Source organism: Paraburkholderia kururiensis, from assembly GCF_034424375.1.
GTDB lineage: Bacteria > Pseudomonadota > Gammaproteobacteria > Burkholderiales > Burkholderiaceae > Paraburkholderia > Paraburkholderia kururiensis_A.
Genome location: NZ_CP139965.1, coordinates 1,034,686 through 1,053,037, shown reverse-complemented (window position 1 = coordinate 1,053,037; position 18,352 = coordinate 1,034,686). Strand labels below are relative to the sequence as shown.

Below are 18,352 nucleotides of genomic sequence, written 5' to 3'. Positions count from 1 at the left end.
TCAATGGCGCGCAAATCCGGGCGCGCAAAGGCAAACGCCGGCAGCACGCCGGCGTTTTGCCAGACAGGTCTCGTGACCTGTCGGTTGAAACGGGAGTCGCTATACCCTCGACGACCGCTCCGATCTCACGCTACGCGCTTGACCGACTTGCCGGCAGCGCCGCTCGCGTGATCGAGGAATCGTTCGCAAATCGACTTCGCGATGCCTGCGGCATCCAGCCCACAGCCGGCCAGCAGCCTGGCCGGGTCGCCGTGGTCGATGAAGCGGTCGGGGAGGCCCAATTGTAGTACGGGCTTGATAACCCCACTCTCCAGCAGGGCTTCGACGCAAGCCGAACCTGCGCCGCCCATCACGCAGCCTTCTTCCACGGTCACGATGGCATCGTGCGTCTCGGCGAGGCGGCGCACCAGCTCGGCGTCGACCGGCTTCACGAAGCGCATGTTAGCCACAGTGGCGTCCAGTTCTTCCGCGGCAGCCAGCGAAGGCGCCACCATCGTGCCGAACGCGAGGATGGCAACGCGCTTGCCGGACGGCTGCGACGTCTCGCGACGAATCTCGCCCTTGCCGAGCGGAATGGTCGTCATCTGCTTGACGGTGGCCACGCCTGTGCCGGCGCCGCGCGGGTAGCGCACGGCCGTCGGGTTCGACTGCTGAAGCGCCGTGTACAGCATCTGGCGGCACTCGTTTTCGTCGGACGCCGCCATCACCGTCATGTTCGGGATGCAGCGCAGGAACGCGAGGTCGTACGCGCCCGCGTGAGTGGCGCCGTCTGCGCCGACGAGGCCCGCACGGTCGATCGCGAAGACCACCGGCAGGTTCTGCAACGCCACGTCGTGAATCAGTTGGTCGTAGGCGCGCTGCAGGAAGGTCGAGTAGATCGCGACCACCGGCTTGAGCCCTTCAGCCGCGAGCCCGCCGGCGAACGTAACCGCATGCTGCTCAGCGATGCCCACGTCGAAGTAGCGGTCCGGGAAGCGCTTCTCGAACTCCACGAGACCCGAGCCTTCGCGCATGGCAGGCGTAATGCCGATCACGCGCGAATCGAGTTCAGCCGCGTCGCACAGCCATTCGCCGAACACCTGCGTGTACGTCTTCTTGCCGGGCGACGCCGACGGCTTGATGCCCTCGGCCGGATTGAACTTGCCCGGACCGTGATAGAGCACGGGGTCCGCTTCGGCCAGCTTGTAGCCCTGGCCCTTCTTCGTGACCACGTGCAGGAACTGCGGACCACGCAGTTCCTTGATGTTCTGCAACGTGGGGATCAGCGAATCGAGGTCGTGACCATCGATGGGACCGATGTAGTTGAAGCCGAACTCCTCGAACAGCGTGGCCGGCACGAGCATGCCCTTCGCGTGTTCTTCGAGCTTGCGGGCGAGGTCGAGCATGGGCGGCGCCACGCGCAGCACACGCTCCACGCCCGCGCGCGCCGCGGCGTAGAAGCGGCCCGACATGAGACGCGCCAGATGGCGGTTGAGCGCGCCAACGGGCGGCGAGATCGACATGTCGTTGTCGTTGAGGATGACGAGCAGCGGCACGTCTTCCATGACGCCCGCATTGTTCATGGCCTCGAAGGCCATGCCGGCCGTCATCGCACCGTCGCCGATCACGGCGATCGCGTAGCGGTTGTCGCCTTGCCGCTGGCTCGCGACCGCCATGCCGAGCGCCGCCGAAATAGACGTGCTGGAATGCGCGGTGCCGAACGTGTCGTATTCGGATTCGGTGCGGCGCGGAAAGCCCGAGATGCCGCCGAACTGCCGCAGCGTGTGCATCTGGTCGCGACGGCCAGTGAGAATCTTATGGGGATAGGTCTGATGCCCGACATCCCAGACGATGCGATCGCGCGGCGTGTCGAACACGTAGTGCAGTGCGATCGTCAGCTCGACCGTCCCGAGGTTGGACGACAGGTGGCCGCCGGTCTGCGACACGCTATCGAGCACGAAGGCACGCAGCTCGTCCGCAAGCGGCTGCAACTGACGGCGATCGAGCCGGCGTAAATCCGCAGGATCGTCAATGGTTTTCAGCAAGTCGTACATCGTCGTTCCATTGTAGGAAAACTTACGCGCCCGCACTTTCTTCGCGCATACCCGTAACGTTGTTCCAGTCGTTTCATGCGCGGCGGCGGGCTTTCGCGTTCAGCTGACCCGGTCCACCACCAGGTCAGCGAGTTCTGCAAGACGCTGCGCGCGTGCGCCGAACGGCGTGAGCGCAGCGTGGGCATCGTGGCGCAGCTGTTGTGCCAGCGCGCGCGATGCGTCGAGTCCGATGATCGACACGTAGGTCGGCTTGCCGTCCTTCGCGTCCTTTCCGGCCGTTTTGCCGAGCGTCGCGGAGTCGGTCGTGACGTCGAGAATGTCGTCAACCACCTGAAACGCGAGACCCACGGCGGCCGCATAGGCATCGAGCGACTTCAGGGCGTCGGTCCCGGGCGCTTCGCCCGCGAGCGCGCCCATGCGTACGGAGGCGCGCAGCAGCGCGCCCGTCTTCATCCGGTGCATCGTTTCCAGCTGGGGCCGCGCGAGCGCGTGGCCCACGCTTGCGAGGTCGATGGCCTGGCCGCCCGCCATGCCCACCGAACCGCTCGCCACCGCCAGTTCGCGCACGAGCGACGCCTGTTGCGCGGGGCTCAGCACATCGGCCGTCAGCGTGATGAAAGCCTGCGACTGCAGCGCGTCCCCGACGAGCAGCGCGGTGGGTTCGTCGTATTTCACGTGAACCGTGGGCTTACCGCGGCGAAGCGCGTCGTCGTCCATGCACGGCATGTCGTCATGCACGAGCGAATAGACGTGGATCATCTCCAGCGATACGGCCGCCGCGTCGAGGCATTCCGCCCGTGCGCCCGTCAGTTCGCCCGCTGCATGGCACAGCAAGGGCCGGACCCGCTTGCCTCCGCCCAGCACGGCGTAGCGCATGGCTTCGTGCAGTTGTTCGGGGACAGTCTTTTCGGACGGCAAATAGTGTTCGAGGGCCGCTTCGACCCGCTTGAGCACCGCGCGGGTCCACTGTTCAAAAGTCATAGATCGTCGTCTGCCTCTTGGGCTGCATTTCCAGTCGTATTGAGGGGCACGGGACGCAGCGTCTCGCCGTCGAGCACGCGGACCTGCTGCTCCACCTTCTCCAGCTGTTGCTGGCAGAACGCGACGAGCGCGGCCCCGCGCCGGTACGCAGAGAGCGATTCCTCGAGGCTCAGGTTGCCGCTCTCCATCCGCGCCACGAGCCCTTCGAGTTCTGCGAGCGCCGCCTCGTAGTTATCCGGCAGCGGCGCGCCGCCGTTGTCCTCGACGGACGCGGCAGCATCCTTCGGTGCGGTTTTGGCCATGAGGTGGTCGCAAATTTGAAACAAGTCGGACATTCTACGGCAAAAGCGTTATTTCCGACCCGCACGCCGGCTCCTGTCCCCTTACAGCCACAAGCCGGCGTGTAACAGGAATCCCTCACGTCCGCTCCGAAAATTTGAACTCCAGGGACAAATTTGACCCAAATCAGGCACTTAGTCTTCCCCAGAAGGGGGAAACGGGTATAATCGCCGGCTCCCTAAATCGAACCTTCGTCGAACCTTCGATGGTTGGGTTGTTCACTGCTTTCACGTCTTCATCGGGAGTGGGAATGTCCAATCTGAGCAATGCATTGCAGCTGAAGTCCATCCACAGCCAGCTGCCAGTCACGGCTTACTTTGATCAGGCGCTTCACGAGCGCGAAATCGCAACACTCTTCCAGCAGGGCCCCCGCTACGTCGGGCACGAACTCATGGTGCCCGAGAAGGGGAGTTATTTCGCCTTACCTGGCGAAGGCGAAGGGCGCGTGCTCGTCCGGAACCAGCAAGCTCAGATCGAGTTGCTCTCGAACGTCTGCCGCCACCGGCAGGCCATCATGCTCAACGGCCGGGGCCAGACCGAGAACATCGTCTGCCCGCTGCACCGCTGGACTTACGACCTGAACGGACAACTGCTCGGCGCGCCGCACTTCGCCGACAAGCCGTGCCTCAATCTCAACGCCACGCCGCTGCAGAACTGGCACGGCCTGCTGTTCGAGTCGGGCGGTCGCGACGTGGCAAAAGACCTGGCGAACCTCGGGCCGGCGAAGCACTTCGACTTTTCGGACTACATGTTCGATCACGCCGAAATCCACGAGTGCAACTACAACTGGAAGACGTTCATCGAGGTGTACCTCGAGGACTATCACGTCGTGCCGTTCCATCCGGGCCTCGGCAGCTTCGTCTCCTGCGACGACCTGCGCTGGGAATTCGGCGACTGGTACAGCGTGCAGACCGTTGGCGTGCATAGCGGCCTCGGCAAGCCGGGCAGCGCGACGTACCGGAAGTGGCACGACGAAGTGCTGCGTTTTCGCGGCGGCGAGCCGCCCGAGTTCGGCGCCATCTGGATGGTGTACTACCCGGGCATCATGATCGAGTGGTATCCGCACGTGCTCGTCGTCTCGTGGCTCATTCCGCGCGGCCCGCAGAAGACCACGAACATCGTGGAGTTCTATTACCCCGAGGAAATCGTGCTGTTCGAGCGCGACTTCGTGGAGGCCGAACGCGCCGCTTATATGGAGACGGCCCGCGAAGACGACGAAATCGCCGAGCGGATGGACGCCGGCCGCCGTGCGCTGTACGAGCGCGGCGAATCGCAGGTGGGCCCTTACCAAAGCCCGATGGAAGACGGCATGCAGCACTTCCACGAGTTCCTGCGCGCGCAGTTGGGCGACATCTGAGGCACCGCCCGCCGCGCATCGACGAATGGCCGATGCGCGGCAAGGCTCCATGGAAAGACGGGCTCTCGCCCGTCTTTTTTTGTTTAGACTGGCGGCATCCGGCGGGCCTGCATCAACCGACGTCAAGCCAGGTTCGACTCCACGTCGAGCCGGCTTCAGGCGAACTTCAGGCCCGCGCCATGCCCCAGGAGCCGTCATGCCTCACACTCACTACACCACGCTGATCTCCGCCGCGAACCTCAAGGAACGGCTGGATGCGGCGCCCGGCAGCGTGCTGATCTTCGACTGCCGCTTCGACCTCGCCGACCCCGCTTCCGGCGAAGCCGCCTATGCCGCCGGTCATTTGCCCGGCGCGCGTTATCTGCATCTGGATCGCGATCTCTCGGGTACGAAGTCCGGCGGCAATGGACGTCACCCGCTGCCCGATCGCGCAAAGCTCGTCGATACGCTCGCCGCAAACGGGCTGAACGAAGGCCAGCAGGTGGTCGCGTACGACGCGCAGGGCGGCGCCTTTGCCGCGCGCCTCTGGTGGCTGCTGCGCTGGCTCGGCCACGATTCCGTGGCGCTCCTCGACGGCGGGCTGCAGGCCTGGGAAGCCGCCGGGTTGCCGCTCACGAAGGACGCCGCACCCGCCGCCCAAGGCACTTTCAAGGCCGGCGCGCCGCTGCAGTCCACCGTGGACGCACAAGCCCTGCTGCGCAATCTGGCCCAACGCGAACAGCTCGTGATCGACGCCCGTTCGCCGGACCGCTATCGCGGCGAAAACGAAACCATCGATCCGGTCAGCGGCCACATTCCGGGCGCGCTCAACCGCTTCTTCAAGGACAACCTGGGCGCCGACGGACGCTTCAAGTCCGCCCACACGTTGCGCGAGGACTTCGCGGCGCTGCTCGCGGGCACCGCCCCGGACCACGTCGTGCTGCAGTGCGGTTCCGGCGTCACGGCGTGCCACAACGCGCTTGCGATGGAAGTGGCGGGGTTGCACGGCGCCACGCTCTATCCAGGGTCGTGGAGCGAGTGGTGCGCGGACGCGTCGCGCCCGGTTGCGACCGGGCCGAATCCCTGACGCCTGAACGCTGCGCGAACCGTTTCGGAAATAGCCGCGGTGGCAACACCAACCCGCGGTCCTCCCTGGAGCGCGAGTCACCGGCTCGCGCATCCAACTCATCTCAAGCCACACCGTGCTCCTTGAACCAGGCGAGTGCACGGCGCCAGCCATCCTCCGCGTCGGCCTTGCGATAGCTCGGCCGATAGTCCGCAAAAAACGCATGCCCCGCGTCGTCGTAGACCACGAACTGCGATTCACGCGCCGGCTCCGACGCATGAGCGAGCGCCTGCTTCATCTGTTCGATGGTGTCCTGAGGAATGCTTGAATCCTGGCGGCCGTAGAGGCCGAGCACCGGCACGCGCAGGTCCGCAACGCGATCGATCGGATTGGCCGGCGTCATCGCGGTATGGTCGCCCACGAGGCGCCCGTACCACGCTACGGCTGCCTTCAGCTTCGGATTGTGCTCGGCGTAGAGCCACGCAATGCGCCCGCCCCAGCAGAAACCGGTCAGGCCCAGCCGCGTGAGGTCGCCGCCATGTTCGCCGGCCCAGGCCACGGTCGCATCGAGGTCGGCCATGACCTGTTCGTCGGGCACCTTGCTGACGATGTGCTCATCTAGCTGCTGGATGGTCGGGTACTTCGATGCATCGCCCTCGCGAACGTAGAGGTCGGGCGCGACTGCCAGATAACCGAGCTTCGCGAAGCGGCGGCAGACGTCGGCAATATGTTCGTGCACGCCGAAGATTTCATGCACAACCACGATCACCGGCAAATGCCTCTTGCCCTTGGGCTGCGCGCGGTACGCCGGCACGAGCGTGTCGCCCGAATGAACGCCCACCTCGCCGGCTTCCAGCCCTTCGCTGTCGGTGTGGATGGTTTGGGCCGACACGGGCAGCACGGCCGCCGCAAAGCCGGAGCCCAGCGCGGCCTTGATGAACGTGCGTCGATTGAACGGGACGTGGGGAACGAGGCTATCGACTTCGGGTTTCAGCATGCGGCGCTCCTTGGTGAGCCGTCCGCTGGCGAAGAAAGCGCTGGCGACACGGGGCACGTGACACGAAGAGCCCGCTATTTCACGCAGCAAGCAAGCACGGACGGACAGAGATGGCGAACGTGGCGGCTCTCGACCTCAGCCGCGCACGCTGGCGCATTGTAGGCGCCCAACCCTTACGTCTGCAGAAAACCGCTCAGTGGAGCTTCACGCGCGGCAGCGTGGTGCGGTGCAGCCAGTGTGCGAAGGTGTCGAGCACCATCCGCGCATAGCCATGCAGCGCCGCGATATGCAGCCGATACAGCGACATGTACATGAAGCGCGCGAAGAGCCCTTCGATCAGCATGTTGCCGCCGATGACGCCGCCCATCAGATTGCCGACCGCACTGAAGTGACCAAGCGAGACGAGCGAGCCGAAGTCGCGATAGGTGAATTCCGGCAGCGGCCGGCCTTCCAGCCGGTTGCCGAGCGCGCGCAGCAGAAAGCTCGCCTGCTGATGCGCGGCCTGCGCGCGCGGCGGGACATTGCGTTCGTTGCCGGGCCACGGGCACGCGGCGCAATCGCCCATCGCGAAGACGTTGTCGTCGATTTCGGTCTGCAGCGTGCGACGCACCTGGATCTGGCCCAACCGGTTGACCGGCAGACCATCGAGTTGCGCGAGCACAGGCGGCGCCGTGATGCCGGCGGCCCACACGGTGAGATCCGCACGAATGGTCTTGCCGCTCGCGGTACGCACGAGCCCCTGCGCCACTTCCGTCACGCGCTCGCCCACCATCACCTTCACGCCCAGCTCCACCAGCAGCTCGGCCGTGGCCGACGACACGCGTTCCTGCAACGCCGGCAAAATGCGCGGCCCGGACTCGATCAGCACGATACCTACGTCATGGCGCGGGTCCAGCTTGTGCAGACCGTAGGCCGAGAGCACCTGCGCCGTGTTGCGCAGTTCGGCGGAAAGCTCCACGCCCGTCGCGCCGCCCCCGACGATGGCCACCTGCACCCGCGGCTCGTCCGACGGTGCGCCGCCGTCCGCGGGGTTGCTCTCCACCGGCTCGTGAACCTGATGCTCGGCGCGCATGCACGCCGCGATCAAACGCTTGCGGAAGCGTTCGGCCTGCGGAACCGTGTCGAGCGCGATCGAGTACTCCTGCGCGCCTTGCACCCCAAAGAAATGCGTCGTACTGCCGATGGCGATGACAAGCGTGTCGTATTCCAGCTCTCGCCTCGGCAGCAACTCGCCGCCGTCCTCGTCCTTCACTGCGGAGAGCGTGATGCGCTTTGCCGTGCGATCGAGCCCACACAGCTCGCCCTGCTGAAACTCGAAGCCGTGCCAGCGCGCCTGCGCCGCGTAGGCAAGTTCCTGCGTGAACGGGTCCATGCTGCCCGCTGCCACTTCGTGCAGCAGCGGCTTCCAGATGTGCGTGGGATAACGGTCCACGAGTATCACGTGCGCACGTGGCTCGCCCCGGTTCTTCTTCGTCGCGCCGTAGCGATCGCCAAGCCGCGTCGCCAGCTCCAGTCCTCCCGCTCCCCCACCCACGACGATGAACCGATGCATTCGACTCTCCAGGTTATTGACGGCGTTCAGGGTACGGTGGCTGCGCGAGAGGCGCGCGGCCACCTCGACGATTGTCAGTGACGCTCGTGCATTGCAACAAGTCCTGAAAAAAGATGTGTGACGTGCGCGCGACGCCCGGCTTGCAGCGTCGGCGCGCGTCGGCAGCGGAATCAGTGCGCTTCTTCCCAGTTGGCGCCCGCGCCCACTTCGGCCACGAGCGGCACCTTGAGCGCCGCCACCGAGCACATCAGCTCCGGCAAGCGCTTACGCACGAGGTCGAGTTCGGCGTCCGGCACTTCGAGAATCAGTTCGTCGTGCACCTGCATGATCATCTTCGAGCCGACGCGCGAATCTTCGAGCCACTTCTGCACGGCGACCATCGAGAGCTTGATGAGGTCTGCCGCCGTACCCTGCATAGGCGCATTGATGGCCGCGCGCTCGGCGGCCTGGCGGCGCGGACCGTTGCCGCCGTTGATTTCGGGCAGCCACAGCCGGCGGCCGAACACGGTCTCGACATAGCCGCGCGCCTTCGCGGAGGCACGCGTCTCGTCCATGTAGCGCGCGACGCCCGGGTAGCGGGCGAAATAGCGGTCGATGTAAAGCTTCGCGGCGTCACGCGTAATGCCGAGATTCGAGGCAAGACCAAACGAACTCATGCCGTAGATCAGGCCGAAATTGATCACCTTCGCAATGCGCCGCTGGTCGGAACTCACTTCGAGCGGCGTCACGCCGAACACTTCGGCCGCGGTGGCACGGTGAATGTCTTCGCCTTGCGAAAACGCGCGCAACAGCGACTCGTCGCCGGAAATGTGCGCCATGATGCGCAACTCGATCTGCGAGTAGTCGGCCGATACGATCTTGTGGCCCGGCGGCGCGATGAACGCCTCGCGAATGCGGCGGCCTTCCGCGGTGCGCACGGGAATGTTCTGCAGGTTCGGATCGTTCGAAGCAAGGCGTCCCGTTACGGCCACGGCCTGCGCGTAGTTGGTATGCACGCGGCCGGTGAGCGGATTCACCATGCGCGGCAGCTTGTCTGTGTAGGTGGACTTCAGCTTGGAGAGGCCGCGATGCTCGAGCAGCAGCTTCGGCAACGGATAGTCTTCCGCCAGCTTTTGCAGCACTTCTTCGTCGGTGGAAGGTGCGCCGCTCGGCGTCTTTTTCACCACCGGCAATTGCAGCTTTTCGAAGAAAATCTGGCCGATCTGCTTGGGCGAACCCAGGTTGAACTCGCCGCCCGCCAGTTCGTACGCGTCGCGTTCGAGTTCGATCAGTCGCGTTGCGATCTCGTTGCTCTGCACGCGCAGTTTCTCCGCATCGATCAGCACGCCGTTGCGCTCCATCTTGCGCAGCACGCGCGACGTCGGCATCTCGATGTTGCGGTACACGTGGTTGAGCCCCGCCTCTGGCTCGATCTGCGGATACAGCGCGCGATGCAGTTGCAGCGTGACGTCGGCGTCTTCGGCTGCGTATTCGGACGCCTTGTCCACCGGCACCTCGTCGAAGCCGATTTGCTGCGCACCTTTGCCGGCCACTTCTTCGTACTTGATGGTCTTCACGCCGAGATGGCGCAGCGCGAGGCTGTCCATGTCGTGCGTGCGGTGCGATTCGAGCACGTAGGACTCGAGCAGCGTGTCGTGCTCGACACCGTTCATTTCGATGCCGTAGCTCGCGAGCACCTGCTCGTCGTATTTCAGATGCTGGCCGAGCTTCTTTTTGTCGGCGCTCTCGAACCAGGGCTTCAGCTTTGCGAGCACTTCGTCGAGCGGCAGTTGCTCGGGCGCATCCGGCCCGCGATGCGCGAGCGGCAGATACGCGGCATGACCGGGCTCCACCGAGAACGACATGCCCACGAGCTTCGCCGTCATGGCGTCGAGCGACGTGGTTTCCGTGTCGAACGCCGTGATTTCAGCGGCGTCGATCTTCGCTAACCACGCGTCGAATTGCTCCCACGTCAGGATGGTTTCGTAGTTGCGCTCACCGTCCACGAGCGGCGCCGGCTCGTCGGCAGAGCCGGGTTCTTCCACGGCTGCGGCCATTTCCACTTCGCGCAGCCACGTTTTGAAGCCGTGCCGCATGAAGAGGTCGCGCAGCTCTTCGCGTGCTTCGGGCCGCGTGACGAGCGTATCTTCGAACGACGCGACGTGCCCGTTGAGATCGCAGGCGGTCTCAACGGTGACGAGCTTGCGCGCCATCGGCAGAAAGTCCAGCGCGCGGCGCAGATTCTCGCCTACCGCACCTTTGATTTCGTCCGCGTGTGCGACGATGTCGTCAAGCGTGCCGTATTGCGAGAGCCATTTGACCGCTGTTTTCGGGCCGCATTTCTCGACGCCGGGCACGTTGTCCACGGTGTCGCCCACGAGCGAGAGATAGTCGACGATGCGCTCAGGCGGCACGCCGAAGCGCGCGATCACGCCTTCGCGATCGAGCGTTTCGTTGGTCATCGTGTTGACGAGGGTGACATGATCCGTCACGAGTTGCGCCAGGTCTTTGTCGCCGGTGGAGACGATCACGTTCATGCCGTGGCGCTCGGCCTCGCGGGCGAGCGTGCCGATCACGTCGTCGGCCTCGACGCCGTCGATCATCAGCAGCGGCCAGCCAAGCGCGCGCACGGCGACATGAATGGGCTCGATCTGCCTCGCCAGCGGCTCGGGCATGGGCGGCCGATGAGCCTTGTACTCGGGGTACCACTCGTCGCGGAAGGTCTTGCCCTTTGCGTCGAACACGCACGCGCTATACTCTGCCGTAACTTCCTTGCGCATACGGCGCAGCATGTTGATGATGCCGTAGAGCGCGCCAGTCGGTTCACCATCCGGACCGCGCAAATCGGGCATCGCATGGTAGGCCCGGTACAGATAACTCGAACCGTCGACCAATAGCAGGGTCTTACCTTCCAGATTTCGTTCTTCAGGCATTATGGACAAGAGAAAAGTGATTCCGAGTCTGCGTTCACTCGCAGATCAAGAGCGCGCCACGGCCAAGAAGGCCCGCGCGTCGTGGCAGATGTTCACGATTATGGCAGAGTTTATTGAGGCGACCGAGTACCTCTCGGAGATCCGCCCGGCTGTCAGCATCTATGGTTCGGCACGCCTGAAACCGGACTCGAAGTACTACCAGCTTGCGATGCAAATCGCGCGAAAACTGTCGGATGCAGGCTTCGCTGTCATCTCCGGCGGCGGTCCCGGCATCATGGAAGCCGCGAACAAAGGCGCGCATGCGGGCAAGGCTCCTTCGGTAGGACTCAACATCGAGCTGCCGCACGAGCAGTCTGGCAACCAGTGGCAGGACATCTCGCTGCGCTTCCGTCATTTCTTCACGCGCAAGGTCACGTTCGTGAAGAACTCCGACGCGGTGATCGTGATGCCGGGCGGCTTCGGCACGCTCGACGAACTCGCCGAAGTGCTTACGCTGATCCAGACGAAGAAGTCGCGCCACGTACCCATCATTCTGGTGGGCGGAGAATTCTGGACCGGCCTGCTGGAATGGTTCCGCAGTTCGCTTCTGCCCATGGGACTCATCAGCCCCGGCGACACGGACCTCATGCAGGTGATCGACGACCCGGACCAGGTACTCGAAGCCGTGCTGTCGTTCTACGAAGACCGCGAAGAGACAGAACCGCAGGCAGCCGCGAAGTCCGACGACGACCGCATGTTCTATCTGTAAGCGTCAGGCCGCGGGCGCAGCGCCTTTCGCCTGCGCCTCCAGCCAACCGCAAAACTGTTCGACGAGCGGCGCGTTCGCCACTTCGCGCCGCGCCACCCACCAGTAGCCGCGTGCATCGATGCTCGGCCCCGCGAACGGCGCCACGAGGCGGCCCGACGCCAGTTCGTCGGCCACCAGCGGCAGCGGCCCGAGCGCGACGCCCAATCCGTCCACGGCCGCCTGCAACACCAGATAGAAGTGGTCGAACGACTGCTTCTTGCGGCACTTCACTTTCACACCCGCGGCCGCGAGCCACGTGCGCCACGCATCGGGCCGCGTATCCGAATGCAGCAGCACGTGGCGCGCAAGATCGTCCGGCGTGCGGATCGGCAGTCGCTGGACGAGTGCCAGGCTGCACATCGGAATTTCCATTTCATCGAGAAAGTGCGCGCTCGCGCAGTCCGGCCAATGCCCGGGGCCGCGCCGCACGGCGACGTCGAAGGCATCGAGCGTCTCGACCGGTGCATTCGACGTGGACAGACGCAGTTCGACGTTCGGCACCATGCGCTGAAACTGGTTCAGACGCGGCAGCAGCCACTTCATCGCGAAGGTCGGCACCGCGTTTATGCGAAGCACGTTCACGACAGCGGTGTCGCGCAACTGGTTGGTGGCGAGCGCGATGCTGTCGAAGGCGGCCTGCACTGTCGCGAGGTACCGGCGGCCATCGTCAGTGAGCCGCACGCGCTTGCCCACGCGATGGAACACCTGCACGCCGACCCACGCCTCGAACGCCGCCACCTGCCGGCTGATTGCACCGTGCGTCACATGGAGTTCGTCCGCGGCCGCCGTGAAGCTGTTGTGTCTTGCAGCCGCTTCAAAGGCGCGTAGCGCAGGAAATGGGGGAAGGTTACGGATCATCCTTGTGATTCTAAGTCACAAGCAGACCGCACAAAAATCGTTTTGCCTGACAACCGATCGGCGCTACCCTCGGGTCTTCTTACAAGATGGCACTGGTCATGGACGGCTCTTCTCCTTCGGACCGCGGCGACGCAACCGGCGCACCGCCGCGCGGACCGGCCCACACGCACGTTACCGACGACGACGCCACGGCGCCGCCGACACTTGTTCCCACAGTGCGCGAAATATTCCTCGGCTTCCTCAGCCTGGGGTTCACCTCCTTCGGCGGCGCGCTGCCGCTGGCGCGGCGGGTTATCGTCGAACAGCGGCGCTGGCTCAGCGCCTCCGAGTTCACCGATCTGCTCGGCCTGTGCCAGTTCTTGCCGGGCGGTAACGTCATCAACCTTTCGGTTGCGTTAGGCATGCGCTTTCGCGGCCTGCGCGGAGCGCTTGCCGGATTGCTCGGGCTGATCGCCGGCCCTTCGCTCGTGGTGATCGGGCTCGGCGTGATTTACGAGCGCACACAGAACGATCCCCATGTACGACATCTGTTTGCCGGGCTCGCTGCGGCAGCCGCCGGCCTGCTCATCGCGATGGCGGTCAAGATCCTGCTGCCGCTGCGCCACGACCCGACCGCGGCAACGCTCGCGGCGCTCGGCTTCATCGCGATCGCGATCCTGCGCATACCGTTGCTGCCCACCATGCTCGTGCTCACACCGCTCAGCATCTTCATCGCCGCGAGGACCTCACAATGACCGATACGCTCGTTTCACTCGCCATCATCTTCAGCCAACTCTCGCTGCTTGCGTTCGGCGGCGGCAACACGATCCTTCCCGAAATGCAGCGGCAAGTGGTGGAGGTGCATCACTGGATGCCCGCAACGGAATTCAGCGCCCTCTTCGCGCTGGCTCAGGCCGCGCCGGGGCCCAACATGATGGTGGTCACGCTGGTGGGATGGCACGTGGCCGGGTGGTGGGGCATGCTCGTGAGCTCGGTGGCGAAATTCGGACCGTCGTCAATCGTGACGATCGTCGCGCTTCACGCATGGGAACGATTCAAGGACCGCCCGTGGCGGCGCTTCGCGCAGAAAGGGCTAGTGCCGGTGACAGCCGGGCTCGTGACAGCCAGTGCAGTGCTGATCGCACAGGCGTCGGACCTGGTGTGGGTCTCGTGGGGCATTACCGCCGTATGCGCCGTTCTCGCGTTCAAGACGAAGATTCATCCGCTGTGGCTGCTCGGCGCAGGCAGCCTGATCGGGCTGATGGGGATTGGGCAGATGTAGGACGATGGGCGCTGGAGCGAGGTGGCCGTGGACGGTTTTCCCGCGGGTCGCCCACGGCCAAGGCTTCAGCAGCGCGGATTACTGAAACGCCACCTCGGCGAAGCTGCGCAGCTTGCGACTATGCAACCGATGCAGCCCGTTCGTGCGCAGCAGTTCCATCGCCTTCACGCCGATCTGCAGATGCTGGTCGACCTGCGCGCGATAGAACTGGTCCGCCATGCCCGGCAGTTTCAGCTCGCCGTGCAGCGGCTTGTCCGAGACGCACAGCAGCGTGCCGTAGGGCACGCGGAAACGGAAACCGTTGGCCGCGATCGTCGCGCTTTCCATGTCGAGCGCAATCGCGCGGCTCTGCGAAAGCCGTTGCACCGGCTCGCGATGATCGCGCAGTTCCCAGTTGCGGTTATCCACGCTCGCTACAGTGCCCGTTCGCATCACGCGCTTGAGTTCCACGCCGTCGAGTTGCGTGACCTGCGCCACTGCGCGCTCGAGCGCCACCTGCACTTCGGCCAGCGCCGGAATCGGTACCCATAGCGGCAGATCGTCGTCGAGCACGTGGTCTTCGCGCACGTAGCCGTGCGCCAGCACGTAGTCGCCAAGGCGCTGCGTGTTGCGCAGCCCCGCGCAGTGGCCGAGCATGATCCACGCGTGCGGCCGCAGCACGGCGATGTGGTCGGTGATGGTCTTCGCATTCGACGGCCCCACGCCGATGTTGACCATCGTGATGCCGCTGCCGTCCGCGCGCTTCAGGTGATACGCCGGCATCTGCGGCTGCCGCGGCGGCGGCGCGCCTTCGTCGGCCTGTTCGTCAAGGTTCGCGTTGTACGTCACCACATCGCCGGGTTCGACGAACGACGTGTATTCGCAGCGGTATTCGCGCAGTTCCGGGTCGTCGGTGTGCGCCATCATCGTGCGGCCCAGCTTCACGAATTCGTCGATATAAAACTGGTAATTCGTGTAGAGCACGTAGTTCTGGAAGTGCGTGGGCGACGTGGCCGTGTAGTGCTTGAGCCGATGCAGCGAGAAGTCCACGCGCGGCGCCGTGAAGAGCGCGAGCGGCTGCGGTTCGCCGTGCGCAGGCTCGTAGGTGCCGTTGACGATGCGGTCGTCGAGCAGCGCGAGATCGGGCGTGTCGAACACGTTGCGCATGGCGAGCAGACGGTCTCGATCCAGGTCGCCTTCCAGGTGAATGCCTTCGGCGAAGGCGAAGTGAATCGGAATGGGATGCTGCGACACGCCGACCTCGATCGCGACGTGATGGTTCTTCGCGAGCAGGCGCAGTTGTTCGCGATAGTAATTGCCGAACAGGTCGGGACGCGTCACCGTGGTTTCGAACACACCGGGGCCCGCGACGAAGCCGTACGAGCGACGCGAGTCGATCTGCGTATTGACCTCGGTACGAATGCGCACGAACGGATAACAGGCGCGCACGCGACGCTCGAACGTTTCGTTGCGACGGTAGCGGGCGAACGCGTCGCGCAGGAACGCCGTGTTGGCTTCGTAGATGGCCGAGAGCCGGGCCACTGCTTCGGTGGCGTCTTCGAAGGCCTCGGTGGGATGGTCGTTTGCCGGGGTCATCAGCGCCGGCAGATGGAATTCCTTGTTCATCGTGGTTGCCTCGAATGGATCAAACGACATTACCACGGAACCCGCCGCAAAGAGCGCAGCGCGCGTGCGCGGCACCACCCTCGAGCGGCATGCCGGCCGGGTCTTGCGCGACGTGGCGGCCTGACGGCGGACGCCGCGAAAGCGGCGCAAAATAAGGCTGTAGCGCCCGTGGCGCGAGCCGGATTTGTTAGAATCGCCAAACTCGAACGGAGAAACACCATGAAGCCGCTCCTCCCTGCTGCCGTTGCGGCGATGCTTGCCATGTGCAGCGTTGCGATGGCCGCGCCCGCCGACGAAGCGCAGGCCAACGTCGACGCCCAATCCGCCCAGGCCGCCCCGCAGTCGGCCAACGAACGCGCGGGCCTGCCCGATCTCGCAGCCATCAACCGCCCGGCGGCGAACGTGACGTCCAAGGTGGACATCAACGTACCGCGCAAGCCGAGCTTCCACGAAAAGGCAGGAAACGGCACGGAAATCACCGAATACCGCGACAAAGGCAAGCCGGTGGAAATCGACGTGCGTTCGAACTTCGGCACGCACTATCAGATGAGCGCGCCGCTCGATACGTCGCCTACCGTGCGCGACAACGGACAGGCAAGCAAGCGCCTGCCATCGGTAAGCCTGCATTACTGATCCACACCGCGGCAGCGCAGGCCACACGCCTTTCGCTGCCGCAGGCGCGCGCCACATGACCGCGGCGCCCGCAATCACTCATTGCCCGTTTGCCCCGATCTCACCGCCGCGCCCGTCGGGCCCGGACGGTCCGACCAACCCGATCCGACGTTTCGCGCATGGCCGTTTTCACCGCTGTCACTGAACCCCAGCTCGCGCAATGGATGCGCGACTACGACCTTGGCGAGGTCGTCGATTTCCGCGGCATTCAATCCGGAATCGAGAACAGCAACTTCTTCCTCACGACCACGCGCGGCGAATACGTTCTCACGATCTTCGAAAAGCTCACGGCGGCACAACTGCCGTTCTATCTGGATCTGATGCGGCACCTCGCGCGGCATCGCGTGCCCGTGCCCGACCCGATGCCGCGCGCCGACGGTTCGCTCTTCGGCCTGCTCAACGGCAAACCGGCCGCCATCGTGACGAAGCTCGAAGGCTCCGCCGAACTGGCGCCTCGCGAGGAGCACTGCATCGAGGTGGGGCAAATGCTTGCGCGCATGCATCTGGCTGGGCGCGATTTCCCGCGGCAGCAGCCGAACCTGCGCAGCCTGCCCTGGTGGCGCGAGACGGTGCCGGCCGTGCTGCCGTTCGTCACCGAAGCGCAGCGTGAACTGCTCACGGCCGAACTCGCGCACCAGGAAACCTTCTTCGCCTCGCCCGACTATGCGGCGATGCCCGGCGGTCCATGCCATTGCGACCTCTTCCGCGACAATGTGCTGTTTGCGCATGCAGACCCGTCGACAGGCCACGCAGTGCGGCTGGGCGGATTCTTCGATTTCTATTTCGCCGGCTGCGACAAGTGGCTGTTCGATGTAGCGGTCACGGTCAACGACTGGTGCGTCGACATCGCGACGGGCAAGCTGGATCTGGCACGCGTGGAAGCAATGTTGCGCGCCTATCAGACCGTGCGTCCGTTCACGACCGAGGAAAACCGCCACTGGGACGACATGCTGCGAGCTGGTGCATACCGGTTCTGGGTATCACGCCTGTACGACTTCCATCTGCCGCGCGCCGCCGAGCTTCTCAAGCCACACGACCCGACGCAGTTCGAGCGCATCCTGCGCGAACGCCTAGTCGGCTCCGCACTTCCTGGCGTTCACACCTCATGCAACTGATCGAAGTCCCCGCAAAGGCCGGCTATGTCTGGTTCCGGCAGGGAATCTGGCTGTTCCGCAAGAATCCGCTCGCGTTCCTGACGCTGTTCTTTGCCTATCTGCTCGCGATGACGCTGATCTCGGCCATTCCCGTGGTCGGCAATGTGCTGCCGCTCATTTTCATTCCGGGTGTGGCGGTGGGATTCATGGCGGCGTGCCGCGACACCATCGCGGGCAAACCCGTCTTTCCGACCATCCTGATCGACGGGTTCCGCTCGTACGGCGCGGTGGTAGCGAGGCGGCTGATCCTGCTCGGCGTGCTCTATGCGGTCGCGTTGGCGCTGGTGCTCGCGGGATCGACGCTCGTGGACGGCGGCGCGCTGCTCAAGCTCATGACGGTAGGCGGTGCGGCTGAGCAGGACAGCATCGCAAACAACGACGTGCTGCTCGCCATGATGGCGGCGTTTGCGCTCTACATCCCCGTGGCCATGCTGTTCTGGTTCTCGCCGATATTGATTGCGTGGCACGACGTGCCACCTGTCAAAGCGATGTTTTTCAGCGTGGTGAGCTGCTGGCGCAATCGCGGCGCCTTCGTGGTATACGCGGCGCTGTGGTTCGCCGTGTCGATTACCGTGTCGCTCGCGCTTTCAGCGCTGACGCAAGCGCTGGGCACGGGCGAATACGGCTTCGCTTTCGTGATGCCGGCGCTCATCGTCGTGACGACGATGCTCTACTGCTCGTTTTACGCAACGTATCGCGGATGCTTCGGCGTACAGGAACCAAAGGCACCCGATCTGCCTGCGACGGGCAAATAGACACCCGGCGGCCCGACGTGGGCGGCCGCCGCGCTTACCCGGTT

General features: G+C 64.6%; 16 protein-coding genes. 8 read left to right on the top strand and 8 right to left on the bottom strand.

From position 1 onward, the window contains the following. Positions 1–125: 125 nt before the first annotated feature. The 3 genes from dxs to U0042_RS04735 all read right to left on the bottom strand — a co-directional run bounded on the left by dxs (position 126) and on the right by U0042_RS04735 (position 3,316). Positions 126–2,033 carry a 1-deoxy-D-xylulose-5-phosphate synthase gene (gene dxs / locus U0042_RS04745; RefSeq protein WP_114812913.1) on the bottom strand — a complete coding sequence of 636 codons (1,908 nt, stop codon included), beginning with the start codon at positions 2,031–2,033 and terminating at the stop codon, positions 126–128. A gap of 99 nt (positions 2,034–2,132) precedes the next feature. Next, the gene (locus U0042_RS04740; RefSeq protein ID WP_114812911.1) at positions 2,133–3,014 is read right to left on the bottom strand and encodes a polyprenyl synthetase family protein; all 882 of its coding nucleotides are present in this window, start codon (positions 3,012–3,014) and stop codon (positions 2,133–2,135) included. Further along, the gene (locus U0042_RS04735; RefSeq protein WP_114813081.1) at positions 3,011–3,316 is read right to left on the bottom strand and encodes an exodeoxyribonuclease VII small subunit; all 306 of its coding nucleotides are present in this window, start codon (positions 3,314–3,316) and stop codon (positions 3,011–3,013) included. The genes U0042_RS04740 and U0042_RS04735 overlap by 4 nt, the downstream gene beginning before the upstream one ends. A 287-nt stretch (positions 3,317–3,603) precedes the next feature. Here U0042_RS04735 and U0042_RS04730 point away from each other — a divergent pair, with 287 nt between their 5' ends. Both U0042_RS04730 and U0042_RS04725 read left to right on the top strand, forming a co-directional pair. Then, positions 3,604–4,710, top strand: coding sequence for an aromatic ring-hydroxylating oxygenase subunit alpha (locus U0042_RS04730; protein WP_114812909.1), 1,107 nt, complete (start codon positions 3,604–3,606; stop codon positions 4,708–4,710). A 196-nt stretch (positions 4,711–4,906) separates the two neighbouring features. Then, positions 4,907–5,776, top strand: coding sequence for a sulfurtransferase (locus tag U0042_RS04725; protein WP_114812907.1), 870 nt, complete (start codon positions 4,907–4,909; stop codon positions 5,774–5,776). A gap of 103 nt (positions 5,777–5,879) precedes the next feature. Here the strand turns inward: U0042_RS04725 and U0042_RS04720 are convergent, their stop codons facing one another. The 3 genes from U0042_RS04720 to polA all read right to left on the bottom strand — a co-directional run bounded on the left by U0042_RS04720 (position 5,880) and on the right by polA (position 11,216). Further along, a complete protein-coding gene (locus U0042_RS04720; RefSeq protein ID WP_114812906.1) occupies positions 5,880–6,752 on the bottom strand; it encodes a dienelactone hydrolase family protein in 873 nt (290 codons plus the stop codon). 193 nt (positions 6,753–6,945) lie between these two features. Beyond that, positions 6,946–8,304: an NAD(P)/FAD-dependent oxidoreductase gene (locus U0042_RS04715; RefSeq protein ID WP_114812904.1), complete on the bottom strand. Its 1,359-nt coding sequence runs from the start codon at positions 8,302–8,304 to the stop codon at positions 6,946–6,948. 170 nt (positions 8,305–8,474) lie between these two features. Beyond that, positions 8,475–11,216 (bottom strand): DNA polymerase I, encoded by a 2,742-nt coding sequence (polA, locus tag U0042_RS04710; RefSeq protein WP_114812901.1) that lies wholly within the window; start codon positions 11,214–11,216, stop codon positions 8,475–8,477. A 1-nt stretch (position 11,217) separates the two neighbouring features. Between polA and U0042_RS04705 the strand changes: the two genes are divergently transcribed. After that, a complete protein-coding gene (locus tag U0042_RS04705; protein WP_114812900.1) occupies positions 11,218–11,964 on the top strand; it encodes a TIGR00730 family Rossman fold protein in 747 nt (248 codons plus the stop codon). Positions 11,965–11,967: 3 nt separating this feature from the next. Here the strand turns inward: U0042_RS04705 and U0042_RS04700 are convergent, their stop codons facing one another. After that, entirely contained in the window at positions 11,968–12,861 is an 894-nt protein-coding gene (locus tag U0042_RS04700; RefSeq protein ID WP_114812898.1) for a transcriptional regulator GcvA, read from the bottom strand. Positions 12,862–12,947: 86 nt separating this feature from the next. On the opposite strand from U0042_RS04700, the gene U0042_RS04695 reads away from it, so the two are divergent. Both U0042_RS04695 and U0042_RS04690 read left to right on the top strand, forming a co-directional pair. Next, positions 12,948–13,595, top strand: a complete 648-nt coding sequence (locus U0042_RS04695) for a chromate transporter (protein WP_232833473.1) — start codon at positions 12,948–12,950, stop codon at positions 13,593–13,595. Next, positions 13,592–14,122 carry a chromate transporter gene (locus U0042_RS04690; protein WP_114812896.1) on the top strand — a complete coding sequence of 177 codons (531 nt, stop codon included), beginning with the start codon at positions 13,592–13,594 and terminating at the stop codon, positions 14,120–14,122. The genes U0042_RS04695 and U0042_RS04690 overlap by 4 nt, the downstream gene beginning before the upstream one ends. A 78-nt stretch (positions 14,123–14,200) precedes the next feature. Here the strand turns inward: U0042_RS04690 and U0042_RS04685 are convergent, their stop codons facing one another. Continuing rightward, positions 14,201–15,727, bottom strand: a complete 1,527-nt coding sequence (locus tag U0042_RS04685; RefSeq protein WP_114813077.1) for an AMP nucleosidase — start codon at positions 15,725–15,727, stop codon at positions 14,201–14,203. 219 nt (positions 15,728–15,946) lie between these two features. Here U0042_RS04685 and U0042_RS04680 point away from each other — a divergent pair, with 219 nt between their 5' ends. From U0042_RS04680 to U0042_RS04670, 3 genes are all read left to right on the top strand, one after another. Beyond that, positions 15,947–16,360 (top strand): hypothetical protein, encoded by a 414-nt coding sequence (locus tag U0042_RS04680; protein WP_114812894.1) that lies wholly within the window; start codon positions 15,947–15,949, stop codon positions 16,358–16,360. 158 nt (positions 16,361–16,518) lie between these two features. Next, positions 16,519–17,514, top strand: a complete 996-nt coding sequence (locus U0042_RS04675; RefSeq protein WP_114812892.1) for a homoserine kinase — start codon at positions 16,519–16,521, stop codon at positions 17,512–17,514. After that, complete coding sequence (locus U0042_RS04670; protein ID WP_114812890.1) at positions 17,505–18,308, top strand: BPSS1780 family membrane protein; 804 nt, start codon at positions 17,505–17,507, stop codon at positions 18,306–18,308. Before U0042_RS04675 ends, U0042_RS04670 begins: the two co-directional genes overlap by 10 nt. Positions 18,309–18,352 lie beyond the last annotated feature (44 nt).